General features: G+C 76.6%; 8 protein-coding genes (1 of these 8 only partly in view). 5 read left to right on the top strand and 3 right to left on the bottom strand.

The window, feature by feature from the left end; translation table 11 throughout:
• Positions 1 to 6 precede the first annotated feature (6 nt).
• Both Sco07f_RS02875 and Sco07f_RS02870 read left to right on the top strand, forming a co-directional pair.
• Positions 7 to 1464, top strand: a complete 1458-nt coding sequence (locus Sco07f_RS02875) for an acyl-CoA synthetase (protein WP_108986832.1) — start codon at positions 7 to 9, stop codon at positions 1462 to 1464.
• A complete protein-coding gene (locus Sco07f_RS02870; RefSeq protein ID WP_054100576.1) occupies positions 1457 to 2833 on the top strand; it encodes a carboxyl transferase domain-containing protein in 1377 nt (458 codons plus the stop codon). The genes Sco07f_RS02875 and Sco07f_RS02870 overlap by 8 nt, the downstream gene beginning before the upstream one ends.
• A 279-nt stretch (positions 2834 to 3112) precedes the next feature.
• On the opposite strand, the gene Sco07f_RS02865 is transcribed toward Sco07f_RS02870, so the two are convergent.
• Positions 3113 to 6781 (bottom strand): S8 family serine peptidase, encoded by a 3669-nt coding sequence (locus tag Sco07f_RS02865; RefSeq protein WP_108986831.1) that lies wholly within the window; start codon positions 6779 to 6781, stop codon positions 3113 to 3115.
• A gap of 365 nt (positions 6782 to 7146) precedes the next feature.
• On the opposite strand from Sco07f_RS02865, the gene Sco07f_RS02860 reads away from it, so the two are divergent.
• The 3 genes from Sco07f_RS02860 to Sco07f_RS40030 all read left to right on the top strand — a co-directional run bounded on the left by Sco07f_RS02860 (position 7147) and on the right by Sco07f_RS40030 (position 10157).
• Positions 7147 to 8301 (top strand): rod shape-determining protein, encoded by a 1155-nt coding sequence (locus tag Sco07f_RS02860; protein ID WP_108986830.1) that lies wholly within the window; start codon positions 7147 to 7149, stop codon positions 8299 to 8301.
• A gap of 70 nt (positions 8302 to 8371) precedes the next feature.
• On the top strand, positions 8372 to 9880 hold the full coding sequence (locus Sco07f_RS02855; RefSeq protein WP_108986829.1) for a sensor histidine kinase: 1509 nt from the start codon (positions 8372 to 8374) through the stop codon (positions 9878 to 9880).
• 118 nt (positions 9881 to 9998) lie between these two features.
• On the top strand, positions 9999 to 10157 hold the full coding sequence (locus Sco07f_RS40030; RefSeq protein ID WP_007449277.1) for a hypothetical protein: 159 nt from the start codon (positions 9999 to 10001) through the stop codon (positions 10155 to 10157).
• A gap of 73 nt (positions 10158 to 10230) precedes the next feature.
• On the opposite strand, the gene Sco07f_RS02845 is transcribed toward Sco07f_RS40030, so the two are convergent.
• On the bottom strand, positions 10231 to 10833 hold the full coding sequence (locus Sco07f_RS02845; RefSeq protein ID WP_108986828.1) for a type VII secretion system-associated protein: 603 nt from the start codon (positions 10831 to 10833) through the stop codon (positions 10231 to 10233).
• Positions 10830 to 23561: the end of a lonely Cys domain-containing protein gene (locus tag Sco07f_RS02840; protein ID WP_108986827.1), read on the bottom strand. 16896 nt of this gene lie beyond the right edge of the window; only the last 12732 of its 29628 coding nucleotides appear in the window; its start codon lies off the right edge, out of view; the stop codon is at positions 10830 to 10832. The genes Sco07f_RS02845 and Sco07f_RS02840 overlap by 4 nt, the downstream gene beginning before the upstream one ends.

Here is a 23561-nt window from a genome sequence, read left to right as displayed (position 1 = left end):
CGACGCGTGTCCTCTCTCTTCCCGGCCCTCTCCCCGGCTCCGGCCGGCGCCCCGGGCGACCGGCCCGCGCTGCGGTTCGGCGAGCGTTCCCTGACCTACGCGGAACTCGCGGCCGCGGCGGGCGCCACGGCGGGGCGGATCGCCGGTGCCGGCCGGGTCGCGGTCTGGGCGACCCCGGCGATGGAGACCGCGGTCGCCGTGGTGGGGGCGCTGCTGGCCGGGGTCGCCGCCGTCCCCCTCAACCCGAAGTCCGGCGACAAGGAACTCGCGCACATCCTCTCCGACAGCGCGCCCTCCCTCGTCCTGGCGCCCCCGGACGCCGCACTGCCGCCCGCCCTGGGCGCCCTGGAGCGCGTGGACGTCGACGTGCACGCCCGCGGCACCGTCCCCGAGGACCGCTGCGCCGACGGCGACCCCGCGCTCGTCGTCTACACCTCCGGCACCACCGGACCGCCCAAGGGCGCCGTCATCCCGCGGCGGGCGCTCGCGACGACCCTGGACGCGCTGGCCGACGCGTGGCAGTGGACCGGCGACGACGTGTTGGTGCAGGGGCTGCCGCTGTTCCACGTGCACGGGCTGGTCCTCGGCATCCTCGGCCCGCTGCGCCGCGGCGGATCCGTGCGGCACCTGGGCCGGTTCTCCACCGAGGGCGCGGCGCGGGAGCTGAACGACGGCGCGACCATGCTGTTCGGGGTGCCGACGATGTACCACCGGATCGCCGAGACGCTCCCCGGCGACCCGGAGCTGGCGAAGGCCCTGTCCGGGGCGAGGCTGCTGGTGTCGGGGTCGGCGGCGCTTCCGGTGCACGACCACGAGCGCATCGCCGCCGCCACCGGCCGCCGGGTGATCGAGCGGTACGGCATGACCGAGACGCTGATGAACACCAGCGTGCGCGCCGACGGCGAGCCGCGCGCCGGGGCGGTGGGCGTGCCGCTGCCCGGCGTGGAGCTGCGGCTGGTGGAGGAGGACGGCACGCCGGTCGCGGCGCTCGACGGGGAGAGCGTCGGCGAGATCCAGGTGCGCGGCCCGAACCTGTTCACCGAGTACCTCAACCGCCCCGACGCCACCGCCGCCGCCTTCACGGAGGACGGCTTCTTCCGCACCGGGGACATGGCGGTGCGCGACCCCGACGGCTATGTCCGCATCGTCGGCCGCAAGGCCACCGACCTGATCAAGAGCGGCGGTTACAAGATCGGCGCCGGGGAGATCGAGAACGCGCTGCTGGAGCACCCCGGGGTGCGGGAGGCAGCCGTCACCGGCGAGCCCGACCCGGACCTCGGCGAGCGGATCGTGGCCTGGATCGTGCCGGCCGACCCCGCCGCGCCGCCCGCCCTCGAGGCGCTGGCCGACCACGTCGCGGGCCGGCTCGCCCCGCACAAGCGGCCCCGCGTCGTCCGGTACCTGGACGCGCTGCCCCGCAACGACATGGGGAAGATCATGAAGCGGGCGCTGGACCATGGCTGAGCGTCCGGGCGCCCGGGAGTTCCTCGCCCTCGTCATCGACGACGCCTCCTTCGCCGAACTCCCCCACCCGGACGGCCCGTGGCCGCCCGACGGCCCCCTCGGCTGGCCCGGCTACGACGCCGCGCGGGCCCGCGCCGCCGAGCGCACCGGCGAGGCGGAGTCCGTCGTCTGCGGCACCGGCCGCGTCGAGGGCGTCCGAGCCGTGTTCGTCGCCTTCGAGTTCGGCTTCCTCGGCGGCTCGCTGGGGCACCGCACCGGCGACCGGCTGGAGGCGGCGTACGCGTACGCGCGCGAACACCGGCTGCCCGTGGTGCCGTTGGTCGCGACCGGTGGCAGCCGGATGCAGGAGGGGATGCTCGCGCTGACCCAACTCCAGCGGGTGGCCCGGCAGTCGGCGCTCACCCGCGCGGCCGGGCTGGCGCAGATCGCGGTGGTGCGGGACCCGGCGACCGGGGGCGGCTGGGCGACGCTGGGCGCGGGCGCCGACGTGGTCCTCGCCCTGCCCGGCGCCCAGGTCGGTTTCGCCGGGTCGCGGGTCCGGCCGCCGGACGCCGACCCCGCCGCGTACACGGCCGAGGCGCAGGTGGCGGCGGGCAGCGCGGACGCGGTCGTCCCGCCCGGGGAGCTGCGCGCGACGCTGGGGAGGTGGCTGCGGCTGCTGACGGCGCCGTCCGGCGAACCGGCGCCGGTGCCCGAGCCGCTGGGCGCGCGGGACCTGCCGGCCGACGGCTGGGACGCGGTACGACGGGCCCGCGCCGCCGGACGTCCGCGCGCCGGGGCGTACCTGGACGCGTACTTCACCGACCGCGTCGCCCTGTCCGGCGACCGCTGCGGCGGCCGGGACCCGGAGGGCATGCTGTGCGGCTTCGGCACGCACGCGGGGCGCACGGTCGCGTACGCCGCCCAGACGGGCGCGGCGACCCGGCCCGCCGGGTACCGCACCGCGACCCGGCTGGTCCACCTCGCCGACCGGCTCGGCATCCCGGTGCTGACCCTGGTGGACACGCCCGGCGCGGCCAACGACGCGGCGGCGGAGCGGCAGGGGGCGGGCCCGGCGATCGCGGACCTGTTCGGCGCCGTGGCCTCGGTGCGCACGCCGGTCACCACGCTGGTGATCGGCGAGGGCGGCTCGGGCGGGGCGCTGGCCCTGGCCGCGCCCGGCGCCACCTGGGCCACCCCGGACAGCTACTTCTCCGTCATCGCGCCGGAGCACGCGGCGGCGATCCTGAAGCGCCCGCCGGAGGAGGTGGAGGCGACGGCCGGTCAACTGCGCCTGCGTCCGCAGGACTTGGCGGCACTTGGCGTGATCCGAACAAGCGAGCAGTTGTTCCCTGGAACAGGTGATCGTCGCTCTGAAGAGCGTATGTGACTGAAGGGACCAACGATACTTACGGTGTGCGAGCGACGGGCTGCAGACCGTAGTCGACGCACATGTCCCAGTAGTCCCCAGCGGGTCCCGGCCAGTCCCGGCGGGTCCCGCACATGAACAGCGCAAGGAGCTGCACGATCATGAACCTTCTCACCGACATCCTCGCCGGCCTCGTCCACTTCGTCGGCTGGCTGGTCTGACGGTCCGAGAACCCAGGCGGCGCCGCCTCCCCGTCCCAGGGAGGCGGCGCCGTCCGCGTGTGCGGGTCCGGTCGCGGGGCTACCGCACGGCCACCGCCCGCACGATCTCCTGCGTGACCGAGCCGCCCCGGTCGTCGCGCGCGGAGGCCCGCAGCGAGACGTGCCCGGCGTCGCGCGGCACGCTCACCGTTCCATGCCAGGACGCCTCGCCGTCACCGCCGCGCAGCCGGACCTGCTGCCAGGTCTTCCCCTCGTCGTAGGACACCTCCAGCTTCCCGCCGCCGATCGTGCCGGTGTCCGGGGCGTCCGCCACGTACTCCGCGCCGAGCCCGATCCGCAGCTTCTTCCCGCCGCGCACCTTCCCCGCGAGGTCGGTGTCCACGTCGAAGGAGAGGTTGATCAGCGGCAGGTAGGTCCACCGGTCGTCCGGGGTGGCCGCGGAGCGGAAGGTCCACTCCGCGTGGCCCTCGCTCGCGAGCGGCCACCGCTCCGCGTCGAGCGCGGTGTCGGTGACGAGCCGGTACGTGTGCTCGTCGGCGGGCATGTCCCACGCGTAGGCGGTGGAACCCTTCCGCTCGTCGACCTGTTCACCGTCCAGGTACACGGACGTGGTCTGCGACATGCCGCTGCCCTCGCTCCACACGTCGCCGAAGCCGGTGTGGTCGGGCCCCGAGTCGCCCCAGCCGGGCGCGTTGAACTGGAGCTGGTTCCCGGCGCGCTGCTGTCCCCAGCCGAGCCCGGTGCCGAGGTAGGGGTGCCACACCGGCTTGAACCAGTTCAGCTCCGCGCGCGAGCCGCCCCGGTAGCGGGACAGTCCGCCGCGTTCCTCGAGTGCTCCGCCGGCGCCGGTCACCGTCTCGTGCCAGAGCTGGCCGGGGCCGGTGGACACGTACTCGGTGCGCTCGACGGGGTAGTCGATCCGCTCCCGGAAGCCGAGGCCGATCGGGAAGGTGCCGGTGATCGAGTAGCGGAACTCGCCGCCGCTCGACGGTTCGTCGCCGTGGTACTTGGTGTGCAGCACGGCGAGGTCGCGGTGGCCCGGCTCGTAGGTGAGGTCCCGGTCGGGCACGGCGCCCTCGTGTCCCTCGGACAGGTCGTACACGTAGGGCGTGTTGCGGGTGCCGGTCATGTCGACCCGTCCGGCCTCGCGCAGCCGGCGGGCGTCGGCCGCGTCGACCGTGGCGATCTGGAGCGGCCGGTCGGCGTTGTCGTCCGTGCCCCACCACGCCATCAGCCGGCCGGGGGCGTCGTCGGTCACGAACAGCGCCTCGACGCCCGCGTCCTGTGCGGCCTGCGCGAGCGCCGCCGGTTCGGTTCCCTCGGTGAGCTCGGCGAGGACCGCCTTGCCGCGCACGTCCTCGGGGAAGGGCCCGTCCCCCACGTCGACCAGCGGCAGCCGGGTGCGGCCCTCGAGCAGCGTGCCGCCGGACTGGACGGTGGCCTCGCCGATCCCCTTCACCTCGAGGAGCGGCTTGCCGAGCCGCCACACGGTCCGGTACTCGAAGCCGCCCTCGGTGACCTTCTTCGTGGGCGCGGCGAAGATGCTGTCGTACGTCAGCGGCACCTGGACGGCGCCGAAGAGGTCGGAGCCGTTCGCGCTGCGGTCGTACTCCATGAGGAGCTGCCGGGTCTCGGTGCGCTTGCGGACGTCGGCGCCGAGCTCGCGCAGCTCGCGGCCGTCCAGGGTGATCTCGCGGTCCCGGTCGACGACGACCTCGGGGGCGGCGAGGAAGCCCAGGCCGAGCGAGTCGGCGCCGTGGCTGCCGCGTACGTCGAGGAAGGACGACAGGCTGTACGTTCCTGGCTCGAGCCGGAGCTCCAGGGTGCCGGACTCCCCGACGTGGGCCGGGAAGGGGTCGACGCCCTCGGCGAGCTGCTGGACGGTCAGGTCGGCCGGCGTCGCGGCACCGGAGCGGTCCTTGACGTGCACGGTGAGCGTGTACCGCTCGCCTTCCTTGACCAGCCCGAACGCGGTGTGCGCGAGGGTGTTCCCGCTCGCGTCGGCCGCCACGACCTGCCCACTGGTGTTGCCGACCGGCGCCTTCGCCCCGTTCCCGGTGACGGTGGTGGCGGCGGTGCCGTGCGCGGGCACGGTGAGGGAGGTGTCGGCGAGGGTGGCGACGCCCTCGGGGGCGCCCCGCACGGACAGCTTCAGCTCGACGTCCGTGTCGGACGAGTTGGTGTAGGTGACGGTCCGGGTGACCGGCTCGTTGGCGTCGTACGGCCAGGAGTAGAAGCCCAGGTCGGCGCTGCCGGTGGCGGTGACGTCGGCCTCGACGGCGTCCGGCACGCTGACCCGTCCCGCGCCCAGCTGGTGGACGGGGGCGTCCAGCTCCTTCGACGTGGACATCAGCGCGTCCTTGAGCCGCGCGCCGGTCCAGTCCGGGTGCTCCTCGGCGAGCAGGGCGGCCACACCGGCGATGTGCGGCGTCGCCATCGACGTACCGTCCATGCTGATGTAGTCGCCGCTGCCCTCGGTGAGCCGGGAACGGGCGGCGAGGATGCCGACGCCGGGGGCCGACAGGTCGGGCTTGAGCGCGTTGTCGCCGTAGCGGGGCCCGGCGCTGGTGAACCAGGCCGCCTGGTCGGCGGAGTCGACGGCGCCCACCGTGAGGGCGGCGTCGGCCGCGCCGGGCGAGCCTATGGAGGACGGGGTGCCGGTGTTGCCGGCCGCGATGACGAACAGGGCGCCGGTCTCGCGGGACAGGATGTTGACGGCCTCGGCCATGGGGTCGGTGCCGTCGCTGGCCTCGGTGGAGCCGAGGCTCATGGAGACGATGTCGGCCTCCACGTCCCGGGCGGCCCACTCCATGCCGGCGATGATCTCGGACTCGCTGCCGAAGCCCTCGTCGGAGAGGACCTTGCCGACCGCCAGGGTGGCGCCGGGCGCGACGCCCTTCTCCTTGCCGTCGGATGCGGCTCCGCTGCCGCCCACGGTGGAGGTGACGTGCGTGCCGTGTCCGTTGCGGTCGGCGACCTCCTCGCCGGGTATGAAGCTCCTGCTCTCGGCGATCCGCCCCGCGAGGTCCGGGTGCCCGGCGTCCACGCCGCTGTCCAGCACGGCCACGGTGACGCCCTTGCCGGTCAGCCCGGCCTCCCAGGCCTCGGGCGTGCCGATCTGCGCGTTGGACTCGGCCATGTCGGCGGTGACCCGCCCGTCGAGCCACACGCCGTCGATGCCGGCGCCGCGGCGGGTGAACTCCCGCCAGAACGCGCGCCCCTTGTCGGCCTCCACGGCGGCCCCGCGCACGCTGGGCAGCGACCGCGTCCGCTCGGCGCCCCTCGGGGTGGCGGCCCGCGCGCCCTTGTCGTAGGTCACGATCAGCGGCAGCTCGCCGGTCTCGGTGTCGGCGAGCCCCTGCTCCAGCAGCTCACCGACGTCGAAGAGCCGCTCGTCGAGGCTGCCGTCGCGCAGGTACGGCAGGGCCTCGTCCGGTACGACGACGGTCCGGCCGCCGGAGCTGCTGGTGCGCACCGCTCCGGTGGCGCCCTCGGGCCGGTCGACCGTGATGGTCTTCCTGCCGCCTCCGAGGTCGGTGACGGTCACCCGGTCGCCGGTGACGAGGGTGACGGTGCGGGCCGCGCCGGCCGCCGAGGCCGTGCGAGGGGCGTCGCGGGCGGCGGCGGCCCGGGTGTGCGCCGGGTCCGGGGGCGGCTCCTGCGCCACCGCCGCCCCGGCAGGCAGCAGCGCGATCACGAGCCCCGCCGACAGGAGGGTCGCCCCACGTCTGACTGGTCCTGTGCTCATCCACGTCTCTCTTCATGTCGTCGTAGAGTGCAGTGACGAGTGCTGTGAGCAGTCTCAGGGGGCGTGCGGAACAAGGGAGTTGACCGGAGGCGGCGGGTAGTTGCCCTGGCGGGTTCCCGCCAGTGGCGCGGGAGGCCGGCGGCCGGGGCCGGCCACGCCCCGGTCGTTGCGGACGCTTGGCCGCCCCCCTCGGCCGCTTCGCGGTACCGGCCCGGACCCCCGGCGAGGTCGGGGCACCCCCCGTTCAGCGGCCCCCCGCCCGGCCCCCTCCAGCAGGCGCCCGGCCTCGCCGACGCGCACGATCTGTGCCTAAGGGCCGGCCGCCGGGCGGCCCCGCACGGTCCGCGCTCTCGGGAGGATTCGCCATGACCGCCAGTACCGCCAGTACCGCCAGTCTGGAGGCGCTGCGCCGCTGCCACTTCGCCGTCGACCTGGGCGCGGCGCGGACCCGCGTGTATGTGAAGGGGGCCGGGCTCGTCGTCGACCAGCCGTCCGCCGCGGCCGTCAACACCCGCACCGGCGCCCTCATCGCGGTCGGCGAGTTCGCGGAGAAGATGACCGGCCGCACCCCCGGCTACATCCGCGTGGTGCGGCCCGTCTCCGGTGGCACGGTCGTCGACATCGAGATGGCCCAGCGCATGCTGCGGCACCTGCTCGGCGACCGGATCCGCCGCGCGCTGCGCCGCAAGCCCCGGCTGCGGGCCGCCGTGTGCACCCCGCACGACGCGGACCCGCTCTCCCAGCGGGCGGCGATCGAGACGCTGGTCGGGCTCGGCGCGCGCCGGGTGGAACTCGTCGACACCCTCATCGCGGCGGCGGTCGGCTGCGGACTGCCCGTGGAGCGGCCCGAGGCGACCATGATCATGGTGTGCGGTGCGCACGCCACACAGGTCGCGGTGCTCTCCCTCGGCTCGATCGTCACCGCCGAGCGCGTCCCGGTGGGCGGCGAGGCCGTGGACCACGCGATCGTGCAGCTGCTGCGCCACCAGCACGAACTGGTGCTGCCCAGCCAGTCCGTACGCCCGCTGCAACTCGCCCTGTCCGGCAACGGCCTGACCCCGCAGGGGCCGGCGTCCACCGAGATCCACGGCCGGGACGTGGCGACCGGCCTGGCCCGCAGTGTGCGGGTGGACACCGCCACGGTGCGCAACGCCATCCAGACCCCGTTGACGGCCGTGCTCGACGGCATCGGCAAGGTGCTGCGGGACTGCCCGCCGGACCTGGTCGCGGACCTCGCCGACCGCGGGATCATGATGGTCGGCGGGAGCGCGCTGCTGCCGGGCTTCGACCAGATGCTGCGTCAGGCCACGGGCATGCCGGTGCACATCGCGGAGCGGCCCGACGTGTGCGCGGTCCAGGGTCTCGGCAGCATGCTGGAGGGCCGGGTCGAGCCGCTCGCCCTGCACCCGACGACCTTGGACGCCGGCGTCGGCACCGGCGCGGGCTCCGGTTCCGGCTCCGGCTCCGGCTCCGGCTCCGGCTCCGGCGCGGACGCCGCTCCCGGCGTCGACTCCGACTGATCCGCCGCCGTACGGCCGAAGAGGCCGGGACACCGGGGCCGGACGGCAGGAAACCGAGGAAGCCCGACGCATGACCGCGCACCCCGCGCCCCGCCCGACCCGTCTCCTCGAAGCGCTCCTGGGCGTGGGCACCGCCCTGGATCTGCCCACCGTCCTTCAGCACATCGTGGACGGCGCCGCCGACCTGACCGGCGCCCGCCACGCGTCCCTGGTGGTCACCGCGCCGCGCGGGACGCGGCTCACCGAGTTCCGCGCCGCCGGCCCGGGACCCGTACCGGAGACGGCACCCGTACTGCGGGTGCCGGTCCACGTGCGGGACGAGGAGTTCGGCGAGCTGCGGCTGGCCGGGCGGCCCGGGGCCGGTCCGTTCACCGTCGAGGACGAGCAGCTGCTGCGGGTGCTGGCCGTGCAGGCCGGTGTCTCGATCGGCAACGCCCGGCTGTACGAGACGGCCCGGCAGCGGGAGCGCTGGATCGAGGGCGCGGCGGCCGTCACCACCGCGCTGCTCACCGAGGAGAGCGCGGACGACGCGCTGACCACCGTGGCGGAACGGGCCCGGCTGCTCGCCGACGCCTCCGCGGGCGTCATCCTGCACCCGACCGCCGAGGGCGGCATGGCCATCGTGACCGCGTCGACGCCGGAGGACCCGGACGGCATCGTCGGCGCCACCATCGCGCCGGGCAGCCCGGTCCTGGAACAGCTCCTGGGCGGCGAACCGGTGTTCATCGACGACTCGGCGACCGACCCGCGCATGACGACCCACGTACGGCACCGGTTCGGGCCGAGCATGATGCTGCCGCTGCGGGCGAGCGGCCGGCTGATCGGCACCCTCGCCCTGCCCCGCCGCCGCGGCGGACGCCCCTACACGGAGGTGGAACGGCTGCTCGCGACGCAGTTCGCCTCGCAGGCGGCGCTCGCCCTCGTCCTGGCCGACGCCCGGCGCGGCCGGGAGCGGCTGGCGGTCTACGAGGACCGCGACCGCATCGCCCGCGACCTGCACGACCTGGTGGTGCAGCGGCTGTTCGCCACCGGCATGATGCTGGAGTCGACCGAACGCCGCCGCGGCGCGGAGGACGTGCGCGACATCCTCGTCCGGGCGGTGGACGAACTGCGGTCCACGGTGCAGGAGGTCCGCACCACCATCCTCACGCTCCAGCAGCCCCCGGCCGAACCGCCGACGGGCCTGCGCGGCCGGGTCCTGCGCGAGACCGCGGCCGCCGCCGCCCGGCTCGGCTTCGCCCCGTCCACCCGCTTCCTGGGCGCCGTCGACACCCGCGTGCCCGGCCCGGTCGCCGACCGCCTGATCACCGCACTGCGCCACGCTCTGGCGCAGGCGTGCGCCCGCGGGAACGTCTCCCGCGTCGAGGTCGCCGTCGACGCGGCCACCCCGCTCGCCGACGGCCGCGCCGGAGTGCGGCTGACCGTCCACGACGACGGTACGGACGGCGACGGCGCGGGGGGCGCCGCCCCGGAGGGCGGCGGTACGGACGAATCCGCCGCGGACGCCGGCGCGGGGGGCGGGGACGGTGGCGGGCACCGTGGTGGGGGGACCGCGGTGACGTGGTGGTCGCCGCTGTGAGGCACGCGCCGCCGGGCGGGCCCTGGCGCCGGCCCGGTTCACGGGACGGGTGGTGGGGACTGGCCGGTACGGGTACCCGGACCGCGATCCCGCCGGGCAGGAGCTGGAGGAAGACCTGATGAGCGAGCCGACCCCGTCCCAGGCCGAGGGCGAACGCGACGACGACCAGAACGACGCACCGGAGGTGCCGCACACCACTCCCTCCCAGGCGGAGGGCGAACGCGAGGAGGACGAGACCGCGCCGGGGAGCCCGGGGGACCGGAAGCCGCCTCGCTGAGACGGGTGGCGGCCCCGGGAACCGGCGTCGGCGCCCTCGCCGCCCGTGCGCTCCCCCGGGGCGTCGCGGCCGGTCAGTCCGGCCCGGTCCCCTCCGTCAGCAGGTCGGCGAGACCTTCCGTCGGGAGCACCATGCCGACCTGGGCGCTGCTGTTGAGGTAGAGGGCGTGACCGGAGGGGACACGGGTGAGCAGGGTGCTGACCGGCAGGTTCTCGAAGGCGAGGCGGCCCGCGGCGTGGAGGTGGCGGGCGGATGTGTAGACGGGGACCGCCGGGGTGCCGTCGGGGGCCGAGACGCGGACCGGTTCGCCGTCCGCGGTGACCAGGACGGCGACCTCGGCTCCGGACAGGGCTGCGGTGACGCCCTCGGCCGGGCCGTAGCCGGTGGTGGCGAGCTGGATGGCGCGGTCGATCTCGTCGGCGGGCTCGGGCCAGCCCATCGCCTCCGGGGAGGGCCGGTACTCCGGGTTGTCCTCCCACTCGACGATCGTGCCGTCGGAGTCGGAACGCCACTGACCGACCACGGCCCAGTCGGGCGGCGGCCCCTCGCCCCGCCAGGCGGGATCGGGCAGGTAGAGCCAGTGATCGGGGGCGAGCCTGGCCGCCTCGACGTACTCCTGCGGGGGCTCGGGGTCCAGGGGGGCGGCGGCGGGCGCCTGGGCGCCGGACTCACTCATCTCGTCGTCCTCTTGTCGTCGTGTGCATCGGGATCACCGTCCCGGGTGGGCGTCGCAGCCCCGTCCGGCGCGGGCGCGGGGGCGTCGTCCGGGGCCGGGGCGTCGTCCCGGCGTGGGGTCGCGGGCCGCTCCGCCCTCAGCCGGTCGAGCAGGGCGCGGGCGTGTTCGTCCGGGAAGAGTCCCTCACGAGCCACGAAGGTCCGCAGCTCCTCCTCGGTCAGCGGGTAGACGTCCCAGTACCGGCCCCAGTTGTCGGAGTAGACCGACGCCGCCCGGGGGTCGAACTCGTCCAGGGCCAGCTGGGCGCCGGTCATCACCTCGTGGAAGCTGTGGTGCCCCACGCCGACCAGGATGCTCGCCAGCCCGGCCCGGACGAGGCCGAGATCGACCGGGACACCGGCGATCCGGGTCAGCCGGGCCACGTGCGTGAGGATGCGGTACGCACTGCCCGAGGTACCGGTCAGCACCAGGCCCCCGGAGTCCTCGGAACGCGCCTGGAAGTCGGCGGCCATCGGCAGCGTGTGCTCCATGCCGGCGGGTGACCAGAGCAGCTCGCCGTCCCGGACCGACCGCCGCCACTCGGCCGCGCTGAGCGGCGGACCGACCTCGTCGGGGCGCAGCGGCGTCCGCAGCATCGCCTCCAGGTCGTCCATCTCCTGTGCCTCGTCCTCGGGGTCCAGTCCCGCCGCGCGGAGTTCGACGACCCTGCGCTCGTACTCCAGGAAGAGCTGGCTCTTGTGCCGGTCCCGGCGTTCCAGCGCGATCACCGGGTGCTGGGGTTCGACACCGCCCATGAGGTGGGGGACGAGGTCCTTGGCGACGCCGTTGAACAGGAACGTGACCCGTTCCCGCAGGTTGCCGGAGTCCACGACGCGTGCGAGGGCCTCGTACCGCTGTCCGACGGCGCCGGCGGACAGCTCGCTCCTGCTGCCGAACAGCCGGTAGTCGAGCCGGTTGTGCAGGGTGATGCTCCAGAAGGCCCGCACGACCTTGCCGATTTCGGCGTTGACCTGCTCATTCTCCCCGAGGTGTGCGGCGAGCCGCTGCTCGAAGAGGAGGGCTTCCTGCGCGTAGCGGATGCGGGCCAGGACCCAGTCGGGCGCGGGGCGGCTCTCCGCGCGTTCCTCCGCGTCGTCCGCCGTCGCCGCGTCGGCGTCGGGGCCTGGGTCGGAGTCCGAGCCGGAGTCCGAGCGGGAGTCCGAGCCGGAGTCGTACGCCTCCCCTCCCGTGTCCGTGTCCTCGTTCAGGGTGAGGGCCGGGAACGACTCGAGGAGCGGGGCGGCGGCCCTGGCGAGCGGTGCCTGGACCGGGCGCGGCGCGTCGCCGGGGGACGTGGCCTGGGCCGGGCGGGCCTGCTCCCAGGCGCCGGCGTCCGGTACGTCGCCGTCGGGTGTCGCCCGCAGGGTCAGGACCGGCTCCCCCGAGGGGCCGGTCGCGGACAGGTCCACCGGGAACTCCGTCCACCACACGGTGCGGCCGAGGCGCTGGGCCGCCCGCCCCGCGAGGTCGCCGGGGTCGCCGTCGGCGGACGAGAACGCGAGGACGACCGGTACGCTCAGTTCCTTTCCGGTCAACGAGGCGTCTTGCGCCAGGAGTTCGAGGAACTCCCCGGCCGCCACCCGGTGCGTCTCCCCCTCGAAGGACAGCTCCAGGAGGTCGGGCGTCCTGCGGTCCGGGGTGACCCGTACGAGGTAGGGGGCGGGTCCCTCGCGGTCCGCCCACGGCGCGTCCGCGACGCCGGAGGGCGTGTCGAACCGCGCCAGGTCGACCGTCGTCGGCGTCTGCTCGGCGGTGTAGTCCCGGCCGTCGCCGCTCTCACCGCCGTTCCCCGTCGCCACGTCGGTCGTGGCGTAGGCCCCCGACTCGTCCAGGTGGTAGGCGGCCGCCACGTCCGGGTCGGCGGCGTCACGGCCCGCGGCGAAGGCGCGGGTGAGCAGGTCGAGCAGCGTGTCGCGGAGGCCGGCGGGCCGGGTGCCGGGCGGCAGGTGGAGCACCTTGGACACCCGCGCGTCCAGGTCCGTGCCGGGGACGCCCAGGGCCTCCTCGGCCTTGACCCGGGCCCAGAACATCCGGGACCGCTCGGCCTCGCCCATCTCGTGCGGGCCGGTCAGGTCCAGGGCGGTGACGGCCTCGTCCTCGGGGTCGCCGTCCCGCATCCACCGGGCGGCCGCCTCGATCGCCGGCACCTCCACGAAGCCGACCAGTTCGTCACCGGGCCACGCGGCCCAGTGCTCCGCCGCGGCGGCCAGCACGCGGCGCACGGCCGCCCGGTCCACCCCCGAGGCGGCCTCCGGGTGCGCGGCGACCACCCGGTTCAGCAGGTCCAGGGTGAACGGGCCGGCGTCGTCGAAGTCCGTGTCGCTGCGCCACATGTGGTCCACCGCGGCCACGCCGCGCAGCAGCTCGCCGAAGTCGGCGGCGTCGTCCGCGTCGTGGCCGAAGGTCAGCCGCAACGCCCGCACCAGGCGCAGCGTCCCGGCGCGCATCTCGTCGGAGACCTCGCCGTCGCCGGAGGTCAGGCCGGCGACGGCCGCCAGCCGGTCGAGGTCGGCCTCCGAGGGGTCGGGCCGGAACAGGGCCCACGCCCGGTGGCGGCCCCGCGCGTCGGCGAACAGGGTCCGCGTGTAGCGGCCGTCGCTGCTCCGGGTGCCCTGCGCACTGTACGACAGCCGGACGCTGCGGCCCGTGGTGTTGGCGAGCTGCTGGCCCGTGGAGAGGCTGCTCAGCGGGTCGGGGACGAACGGTCCGGCGTAGGCGTCGCTCGCCGTGTTCGGCGACGCCGGCACGGCGCGGTCCCGGGGAGCGCCGCTCCAGCAGACCACGAAGTCGATCCAGTGGTCCTTCGGCAGGTTCGACAGGCTCTTGCGGCGCCTGAGCCACCCTCCGGCCTCCCGTCCGTCGACCGGCCTGACGGTGCCGTCCCGCATCGCCAGGTGCAGGTGGCCGGGCGAGCCGTGCGCGTCCAGGCGGTAGGCGGTGTCCTCCGGGCCGGGCCGCGGCAGTTCCCGCTCGGCGGAGACCAGTCCGGTGGCCGGGTAGTAGTGGACGTACGTCGTCATCCGGTCCAGGTGCCGGTCGTCGTCCTCGAAGTCGGCCGCCCACTCGGCGGCGTGGTGCGAGGCCCGTCCGATCTGCCTGCCCGTCAGCGCGCTGACGATGGGCCGGGTGGCCACCCGGTGGTGCCACTCCGGTACGTCGTCGTCGGGGTCGGGTGCCAGGCCGGGCTCGCTCGCGGTCCAGTCGCCCTCGGGGGAGCCGGCGCGCCGGACCGTGTCGACGGTGCTCACGCCGCCGTCCGAACCGAGCGTCACCTCGCCGCTGTGTGCCCACACCGTCAGACCGGTGCGGTCCGCGAGCGTGCGCGGCAGGGCGAGGTACTGGTCGCCGGCGAAGGGCACGGCCAGCACGAGCGGGGTGTCCTTCGGCAGCCGTTCCCGTGCCACGTCCGCCGCCACCAGCTCGGTGAACTCGTCGACGTCCAGGTCCCGCGTCGTGCCGTCCGGCAGCAGTGCCCGCACCGTGTCGTGCCGCCCGCCGGCCGCCACGACGTAGGGGGTGGTGCCTCGGGGCCAGGGGGTCTGCCGGGTCTCCGCGACGGTGTGGGGACCCGGTCCGGTGTCCTCCAGTGCGTCGCTGCGGGTGGGGTCCAGCTCGGCGGCCGCAGCGGCGTCCGGGTCCCAGTTGAGGCCGGGCACGCGGCGGCCCCCGGCGGTGAAGTGGCGGGTCCGGGCCGGGTCGGTGACGCCCAGTTCGGCGAGGTGGTGGGCGGCCAGCGCGGCCGGGCTGGTCGCGCGTCCGGCCGCGGCGGCCCGGTTCACCAGCGCGAACAGGGCGTCGCGGGTGTCCGGGTCCACGGCCGTGCCCGGGTCGAGATGCAGGATGCGGGCGGCGAGGGCGTCCACGTCCAGCGGGCGGTGGCGCAGCTCCCGGTCGCGGCGGCGCAGGGCGTCGAGGGTCTGCGTCGCGGTCGCGTCCGGCGCCTGGACGACGCGGATCGTCGCCTGCCGTCCCAGGTCGGCCCGGCCGGTTCCGGCGAGTTCGCCCGTGCCCGTCCAGTCGTCGGGTACGCGGGTCACGGCCACCGCCTTGACCCGGAAGTCCTGGGCGGTCAGCCGGGGGGCGCCGGCGGGCAGGTCCCGTTGCGACCGCTCCAGTGCCTCGGTCAGCCGGCGCAGGAAGTGGTTGCGTGCGGCCGTCGCCCGTTTCAGGCCCCGGTTGCCCGGGCCGTCGGCCACGTAGCCGGTGACCTCGACGCGTGGCGGGGCCCAGCCCTCCGCGCGGTTGTGCAGCCCGGCGGCGGCCACCTGGTGCGCCAGCCGCTCGATGGTCTCCCGGCCGGCCGGCGAGGGAACCGTGGACTCCCGTGCGTAGGCCACGAGGCTCCGCCGGGGCAGGGACGCGGGCGACGGTGCCGCCGGGCCCGTGAACACCGGGCCGGCGGAGGGGACGGGCGCGGGCGCGGAAGGCGGCGCGGGCGTGAGGGCGGGCGCCGAGGCCGGCTCCACCCCCTCCATGGGCTCCCCGGCCGACGAGCGCGCCCTGGCGGCGGCGAGCGGGACCTCCGCGGAGCCGGGGAGGCCGGTGGGACCGGCGGGTTGCCCGGCGGGCGGCGCCTCGGGCAGGGGCGGGGCGACGGGGCGCGGGCCCTCCTCGGGGCCGGCGGGGTCGGTGGGGCGTGCCTCCTGCCAGTCGGCGGCGGTCGGGGTGCCCGCGGTGAGGAGCGACAGGACGAGCGTGGGCACCGAGGAGCCCGTGTCGTCCGTGCCGGAGAGCTCCGCCGGGTACCGGCTCCACCACACGCTGCGGCCGAGGCGCTGGGCGATCGTGTCCGCGACGCCGGGTGCGGGCCCGTCGATGCCGGTGAGCACCAGCAGGACGGGGACCGACAGGTCCTTGCGGTTGAGGTCGGGGTCGGCGGCGAGCAGCTCGGCGAACTCGGCGGCGGAGGTGTCCTGGAGGGTGCCGCCGGTGCTCACCTGGAGGCGGGCGCCGTCCTGGAGGTCGACGTGGGCCGCCACCAGGTACGGGACGGGCCGGTTCCCGCCGTGGCCGTCCGGGCCGGCCCACGGCGCGTCGGCGAGTCCGGCCGGGGTCCTGACCCTGCCCACCTCGGGCAGCAGCGTCGCCGTGTCCCGCCAGTCGCGCCCGCCGCCGGACTCCGTGCCCATGGTGGTGAGCGTCGCGGTCCAGTCGAAGGCACCGCCGGTCTCCAGGGCGTAGGCGGCCGCCGCGTCGGGGTCGGCCATGTCGCGGCCGGCCGCGAAGCCCCGGGTGAGCAGGACCAGGGCCGCCTCGTGCCCGGCGCCGTCCACGTCGAGGGCCGGGTCGAGGTGGAGCACCCTCCTGGTGAGCGCGTCCGGTCCGGCCGCGGCCAGCGTCTCCACCGCCTTGACGCGGGCCCAGAACACGCGGGCCCGCTCGGCGGCGCCCACGTCCTCTGGGCCGGTGAGCCCCAGCGCGGCCACGGCCGTCGCGTCCACCGTCGCGGAGTCCTGGAGCCAGCGGGCCGCGGTGTGCGGTGCGGGCAGGCTCACGAAGCGGCTCAACGGCGCGCCCGGCGCGGCCCGCCACGCCTGCGTGGCCGCGTTCAGCACCCGGCGGACGGCGGCACGGTCCACTCCGGAGGCGGCCGACGGGTGGGCCGCGACGACCCGGTGCAGCAGGTCGAGGGAGAAGGGCCCGGCCGGGCCGAGGACCGGGTCGGCGTCGCGCATGGCGTCCAGCGCGGCCGCGCCGCGGAGCAGGTCCGGGTGGTCGGCGGCGTCCTCCGCGTCGGGTCCGAGGACGCGGCGCAGGGCCCGGACCAGGCGCAGGGTCGCGGCCCGGCCGGCCGGCGACGGCTCTCCCGGGAGACCGGCCCGGGCCGCCAGCCGGTCCAGCTCGGCCTCGCCCGGCTCCGGACGGCTGGTCTCCCACCACCAGCGGCGTCCGCGGACGTCGGTCCACAGCAGGCGTGCGGGGTCGTCGCCGTGCGTGCCGGCGCCCTGCACGTCGTGCGAGAGGCGCACCGTGCGTCCCGTCACGTTGGCGAGGTGCTGCCCCAGCGAAACCGCGTCGTCGGCGAGCGGGTCGGCGGCGAACGGTGCGGCGCGGAAGAGGCCGCCGGCGGGCGGGCGGTCCTGCGTGGCGCTGTCCCGGGGGGCCGAGGAGTGACAGACCACCAGGTCGATCCAGTGGTCCTCGGGCAGGCTCGACAGGCTCTTGCGCCGCCGCAGCCACTCCCCCGCCTCGTGCCGGCCGGCCGGCCTCGATCCGCCGCCGGCCAGCGGGAGCAGCAGCCGGCCGGGCAGACCGTGGCCCGCCAGGTGGTACGCCTTGTCCTTGGGCCCGGGGTCCTCCAGCGGGAGCTTCGCGGAGTACGTGCGGGTGGCCGGGTTGTAGTGGGCGTACACCGTCATCCGGTCGAGACGGCCGAAGTGGTCCTCGCGCTCCACGAGTTCGCCGTCGTCGTGCAGGCTGCGGCCGATCTGCCGCCCGGTCAGGTCGCTGACGACGGGTTGGCTCAGGACGTCGCGGTGCCAGGCCGGGGCCGAGTCGTCGGCCCCGGGGGCGAGGCCCGGGGCGACCGCGAGCCAGGAGCCGTGCGGTTTCCCGCTGCGCCGGAGCACGGCGACGGTGGTGCCGGAGGCCGGGTCGGGGTGGCGCCGCGCCACTCCGGTGTGCACCCACACGGTGCGGCCGGTGCGGTCCGCGAGCGTGCGCGGCAGGTCCAGGTACCGGTCTCCGGCGAACGGCACGGCCAGCACGATCGGCGTCGCGTCCGGCAAGGACCGCAACGCCGGGTCGGCCGCGACCAGTTCGGCGAACGCGTCGGCGTCGAGGTCGCGCGTCGTCCCGTCGGGCAGTGCCGCGGTCACCCTGTCGTGGCCGCCCTCGGCGAGGACGGCGTACGGGGTCGCGTCCCAGGGCCACGGGGCGAGGTCCGTCGTGCCCAGGGGGGTGCCCGGGACCGGCGGGGGCGCGACGGTGCCCGTGCCGTCGGTCGGGATCTCCTCCACGAGCAGGCCGTTCAGCTCGGCGGCCTCGGGGCCGGTCCAGTTCAGGCCGGGCACGCGCGTCCCGCCGATGGCGAGGTGCCGGGTGCGGTCGGCCGCGAGGACGCCCTCCTCCGCGAGGTGGAACGCGGTGAGCGCCGCCACGCCGGACGCCCGCCCGGCCTCGGCCGCCCGCCGGACCATCGCGTACAGGTCCCTGCGCATCTCCGGGTCGACGAGGACGTACGGCGCCAGGCGGAGCACCCGCCGTGCGACCGCGTCCGCCTCGAACCGTCCCGGGCGCAGCACCGGGTCGTCGCGGCGCGCCGCGTCCAGGACCTCCACGGCCGCCGCGTGACCCGGCGAGCCGATGGCGATCGTGGCCTGCCGGCCCAGCTCCGTACGGCCGACCCGGAGGGCCGGCGCCGTGGTGGCCGTCCCGCCGGGCAGCCGTGCGCGGCCGCGCGAGGTGACCGTGAAGTCCCTCGCGGTGAGCCGCGGCCGTCCCGCGGGGAGCCGGTCCTGGAGGGTGTCCAGGGCGGCGTCCAGTTCCCGGGTGAACAGTTCGCGGGCCGTCCGTGCGCGCTCGTCGCCGCGCCGCCGGGCGTCGTGCTCCCGCTGCTGCGCCGTACCGGCGCCCCGCGCGTCGGCGCCGTACCCGGCGATGTCGACCTTCGGCAGGGGCACCCCCGCGCGCCGGTTGCGCAGGCCGGCCCGGGCCACGCGCCTCGCCAGCCGTGCGACGCCCTCGCGGGCGTCGGCCGAGGGGGTCGTCCCGGCCGGGTCGAAGGCCACGAGGCTCAGCCGGGGCAGGGGTGCGAGCGGCCTCGCGGGCGCGGCGGTGACCGGCGCGGCGAACACCGTCTGCCCTCCGGCCGTCTCCAGCGCGGCCGGGGCGGGGGCCGGGGCGGGCGGCTGTGTGCCGGGCGGGTCGCCGGACGGGTCGGTGCCGACGGGGACCGGAGCGTCACCGGTGACGTCGGCTCCGGTGAGGCCGAAGTCGCCGAGGTCCACGTCGGCGAAGTCGACACCGGTGAAGTCGACACCGCTGAAGTCGAAGCCGGTGAAGTCGAAGTCGCCCAAGCCGGAGTCGGGGACCTCGAGATCGGTGACGCCGATCCGGTCGAGATCCATGCCGTCCATGCCGTCTAGGCCGTCCAGGCCGTCCAGCACGGACGGGTCGAAGCCGGGGAGGCCGGTGGAGTCCGGGGCACGGCCGTCCGGGAACGCCCTGCCGTCGTCGGGCAGATCCGTGTCGGCCATGTCCGTGTCGGTCTTGTCCGTGTCGGCCATGTCGGTGCCCGCCCCCGACTGGGCCGCGGGCGCCCGCCACCGCGTCCCGGGCGGGTCCGTCGCCGTCGCCGCGGTCGGGTCCTCTGCCGTGGTCCGCGCGTCGGGGCCGGGCGTCGTCCAGCGCGGGCGCAGGCCCAGCTCCCGGCGCAGGGTGTCGGCCGGTCCGGCGGCGGACCAGGCGTCCGTTCCCCCGGTCAGCACCCGGTCCGCGACCCGGCGCACGGCGTCGCGGAAGTCCTCGCCCGCGTAGCGGGAGTCGGCGAGTACGTCGTGCGGCTCGGCCGGCAGGACCAGGACGACGGCCGCGGCCCAGGCGCGGGAGGCCTCGGCCTCGTCCGTGCCCTCGGGCACCGCGTCCGCGAAGCCGGCGTACGCCCGCGCCCACAGCCGCCGCGCGGCGTTCGCGGCCGCCGTCTCCGACGCGGCCGTCCAGGGGCCGGGGCCGGTCATCCGGACGCGGGCCAGGTCGAGCGGGGTCAGCGCGGACGCGGGCAGCCAGTCGTCGCCGCGCAGCATCATCTCGGTGCGCTGGCCGACGGAGGGCGTGATCCCCGCCGCCTCCAGCTCGCCGAGGCCGACGGTCTCGTCCTCGGCCGGGGGCGGTGTCGCGGACGGCAGGTCCGCCTCGGTCACCCGGTCCGCGGTCCGGCGGCGGGCCTCGGCGTCCCCCGGGACGGACGGGACCCCGGCGCTCTCACCGCTCTCCCCGCTCTCCCACCGGGCCCGCCGGGCCGCGCCGAGTGCCTCCGGGGCGACGCCCAGGGCCCGCAGCCGCGCCTCGGCGTCCTCCAGCCGGCGGCGCGCCGCGTCGGCCTCCGCCCGGGCGTCCGCGACGGCGGCCTCGTCACCGCCGGTCCGCTGCGTCGTCGCGGCCGCGTCGGTCGCGGCGCCCAGTGCGGACAGGGCCCGCGCGTGGACACCCCAGGCCTCGCCGGTGGCCCCGGCGGTGGCCCCGGCAGTGGTGTCGGCGGTGTCGACGGCGGTGGCGTCGGCGGATTCGGTGACGGGCTGCGCCGGCCGGTCCGCCCCCCGCGCCGCAGCGGAGTTGGCGGCGAAAGCGGCGGGGTCCGTGGCGGGGCCCTCCGGGTCGCCCTTGGGACGGGCGGTCCGGTCCCAGGTGCCCGTCGGGGCCGGCTGCCCGTCGGGGCCGGGCAGCATCGCGACGGTGTACGTGCCGGTCGCCGGATCGTGGTGGAGGGTGGCGGCACCGCGGGTGGCCCACCAGTTGCGCGCCGAGTTGCGGGCGCCCTCGTCGGGGAGGCCGCCCGCGGACGGCCGGGTCCCGGCCGGGCTGCCGTGCGGGACCACCGCGACCACCTCGGTGTGGCCGGCCATGCCGAGCAGCACCGCGTCGCGGAAGACCAGTTCGCCGAACTGCCGGGCCGGCACCGCGGCCGGCACCGGTCCCGGCAGCACCAGCCCGTCGGCGTCGCCGTCGGCGACGTAGACGAAGGGGGCCGGGCGGCCCGGCTGCGCCGCCCAGGGCGCGGGCTCGCTGCCGACCGGGACCAGGGAGCCGTCGGGTCCGTGCCCGAGGAGGGTGACCACGCTCGGGTCGAAGGTGCCCGGCGGCCGGTGGGTGCCGTCCAGTGCGCGGCCCCACGCCGTGCCGTCGGCGTTCGTCAGGAGCCGCGGCGGCGCCAGGACGCCCTGCCGCTCCAGGTGGTGGGCGGCCAGTTCGTGGATCCGCCGCGGGTCGCGGCCGACGGCCACCGCCTGCCGCGCCACGGTCACCGCCTCGCCGAACCGCGCCGGGTCGGGGGCGGGCAGGTGCAGCACCGCCGCGGCGAACGCGCCCCGGTCCACCCGGCTCGTCACCAGGGCGACCTTGAACGACGCCCACACCAGCCGGGAGAGTTCGCTCTCGCCCACCGGCGCCGTGGCGTCGAGTCCCAGGATCTGCCGGGCCAGGTGCTCGCGCTGCGGGGACGCGGGCAGGCCCGCCAGCAGGTGGGCCAGGTGCGGCAGGGCGAGCCAGTCGCCCAGGGGGCCCGGCCGGCCGGCGTCGAGGCGGGTGGCGGCCTCGGTGAGCAGGCGGCGGTGGTCGTCCGCCGTGACGGGCGGTACCGGACCCGGGGCGTGCCCGGCCGAGCGGTGCCGGGCGAGGATCTGCTCGTACAGGTCCAGGGTGAACCGGCGTGCCCCGTCGCGGTTCAGGGCGGGGTCCGCCCGGTGCATCAGGTCGAGGGCGCCCATGCCGCGCAACAGTCGCGGGTACGGGGCGCTCTCGTCGGCCTCGGGGCCGAAGACCTCGCGCAGCGCCCGCACGAGGCGCAGGGTCCGCTCGCGCACGGGTTCCGGGACGGGTCCCGCCCCCGTGTGGAGGCCGGCCGTGCGGGCCCGCAGGTCTAGCGCGTCACCGGCCGGCTCGGGCCGGAACATGACCCACGGGTGGGCGCGGCCGCGGGCGTCGGTCAGGAGGTTGACGTACGACTGCGGGTCGTCGTGCCGGGACGGGCCGACCGAGTTCGACAGGACGGTCGCGAACACGGTGCGGCCCGTCTCGTTGGCCATGTGCTGGCCGGTCGCGACGACCGCGAGGGGATCGGGCACGAACGGCAGCGGTCCGCCGACGTCGCCCCCGAGGACGCCGCCGATGCCGGGGCGGGCCGCGGCGTAGCAGATGAGCGGCACCACGGGGTGTCCGGGGGCGAGCGAGGCGAGGCTGCGGCGGCGGGCGAGGGTCCGGGCGAACCGCGGGCCGTCGTCCTCCCGCGGACCCTGCGGGGTGTGCCACACGACGCTGCCCGGCGCCCCGTGGTTGTTGGGGAAGTACGGTGCCGGCAGGCCGAGTCGCACCCAGGGCAGCGGGGCGGGGGTGCTGCCGTGGTCGTAGCCGCTGCGCAGGTGGGTGTAGGAGGTGACGGACCCGAGGCGGCTGTGTTCCAGCGTCCGGGACCAGCCGCCGTCCGGCTCCTGGGCGAGGTCCATCGAGAGGTAGCCGGTGGACCGGTGCCCGTCGTGGGCGACGGGGACGGCGGTGACCCGGTCGTCCGCCGTCCTCGCGGGTCCGTCGGCCGCGAGGGCGGGCGCGCTGACGATCCACTGGCCGCGGGGCGCCCGTCCCTCGTCGTCCAGGAGCAGGAGCCTCGAACGGTCCGGGCCGCTCGGGAGGTGTCCGATGCCCGCCCGGCCGGTGGCGGCCCACACCTCGCGGCCGAGCCGGTCGGCCAGACCGCGCGGCAGGTCCGGGGGCGCGGCGCCGGGCCGTTCGGCATGGAGCAGGACCGCGCCCGGACGGCCGGCCAGGTCCCGGTCGAGGGCCATCAGTTCGTACAGCACCTCGGGCGGCACGGACCGCGAGAACCCGCCGAGCCCGCGCACCACGGTCCCCTCGCCCCGGCCGGCGGTCAGGACGAGGTACGGGCCGGGGTCGCCCGGCGCGGGACGCCACGGCGCGTCCTCGGCGCCGCTGTCCGCGGTCGTGCCGTCGGGGGTGCGCCGGACCCGGCCGGTGCCGTCCGCGTCGAAGTCGGCCGGCAGGGCGCGGCCGGTCCAGTTCCGGCCGCGCGGGCGGCCCTGGGCGTCGGTGATCCGGAAGTCGGGGTGGAAGGCGCCGCGGTGGGCCAGGTAGTGGGCGGACAGCGCGGCCGGGGAGACCACCCGCGCCGACGAGGGGACCGTCATCAGCCGCACCAGGGCGCCGCGGGCCGCGGCGTTCACCGGCTCCGCGGGGTCGAGCAGCAGCACCCGGCGGACCATCGCGTCCAGGTCCAGGAAGCCGCCGCGCAGCGCGGGGTCGGCCACCCGCAGCCGGTCCAGCCGCTCCAGGGCGTCGGCGGCCCGTTCCCGGTCGACGTCGCCGAGGGCGCCGAGGCCGTACAGCGCGTCCAGGAGCCCTTCGCGGTGCCGCTCGGCCTCGTCGGACGTCACGTCCTGGAGCGTGCCGACGCCCGGGGAGGACCCGGGGCCGGTCGCGGGGGCGTCGAGCGGGTTGGTGCGGTGCGGCACCGTGCGGTCCGGCGCCTGCGGCCGGGGCTGCGACTGGGGCTGCGACTGCGGTTGGGGCTGGGAGCGGGGGCGGGGGCGGTTGAGGCCGGTGGTGGCGGGCCGGGTGTGGATGGGGCGCGCCGGTGCCGGGCGGTGCGGCAGGCCGGTACCGGTCCGGGCCGGCGGGAGGGACCGTCCTTCGAGTGCGTCGAGCAGGGCCCGGGCGTGCTCGTCGGGGAACCGCCCGTCGCGGGCGACGTTCTCCCGCAGCTCCTGCTCGCCGAAGGGGTGGATGTTCCAGTAGCGGCCCCAGTTGTCCGTGTAATCCAGGGCCGGGTCGTGGCCGGGCACGTCGTTCAGTGCCAGCTGGGCGCCGCGCATCACCTCGTGGAAGGTGTGGTGGTCCACCGTGAGGGAGACGGCCAGCATGCCGGCCCGGATCAGGCCGAGGTCGAGGTCGACGCCCCACTGCTCCCGCATCCGGGCGGCGTGCAGCATGAAGCGGTACGTGGATCCGGCGGTGCCGGTCGC

The organism is Streptomyces coelicoflavus, assembly GCF_003112555.1.
Classification (GTDB): domain Bacteria; phylum Actinomycetota; class Actinomycetes; order Streptomycetales; family Streptomycetaceae; genus Streptomyces; species Streptomyces coelicoflavus.
Note: the sequence above shows the minus strand (reverse complement) of the source record. Positions and strands in the feature narration are given on the sequence as shown.

Excerpts from the sequence above, each read along its gene's own strand:
- Sco07f_RS40030 (WP_007449277.1), top strand. The coding sequence starts at position 9,999 with ATGAGCGAGCCGACCCCGTCCCAGGCCGAGGGCGAACGCGACGACGAC.
- Sco07f_RS02855 (WP_108986829.1), top strand. The coding sequence starts at position 8,372 with ATGACCGCGCACCCCGCGCCCCGCCCGACCCGTCTCCTCGAAGCGCTC.
- Sco07f_RS02870 (WP_054100576.1), top strand. The coding sequence starts at position 1,457 with ATGGCTGAGCGTCCGGGCGCCCGGGAGTTCCTCGCCCTCGTCATCGAC.
- Sco07f_RS02865 (WP_108986831.1), bottom strand. The coding sequence starts at position 6,781 with ATGAGCACAGGACCAGTCAGACGTGGGGCGACCCTCCTGTCGGCGGGG.
- Sco07f_RS02845 (WP_108986828.1), bottom strand. The coding sequence starts at position 10,833 with ATGAGTGAGTCCGGCGCCCAGGCGCCCGCCGCCGCCCCCCTGGACCCC.
- Sco07f_RS02860 (WP_108986830.1), top strand. The coding sequence starts at position 7,147 with ATGACCGCCAGTACCGCCAGTACCGCCAGTCTGGAGGCGCTGCGCCGC.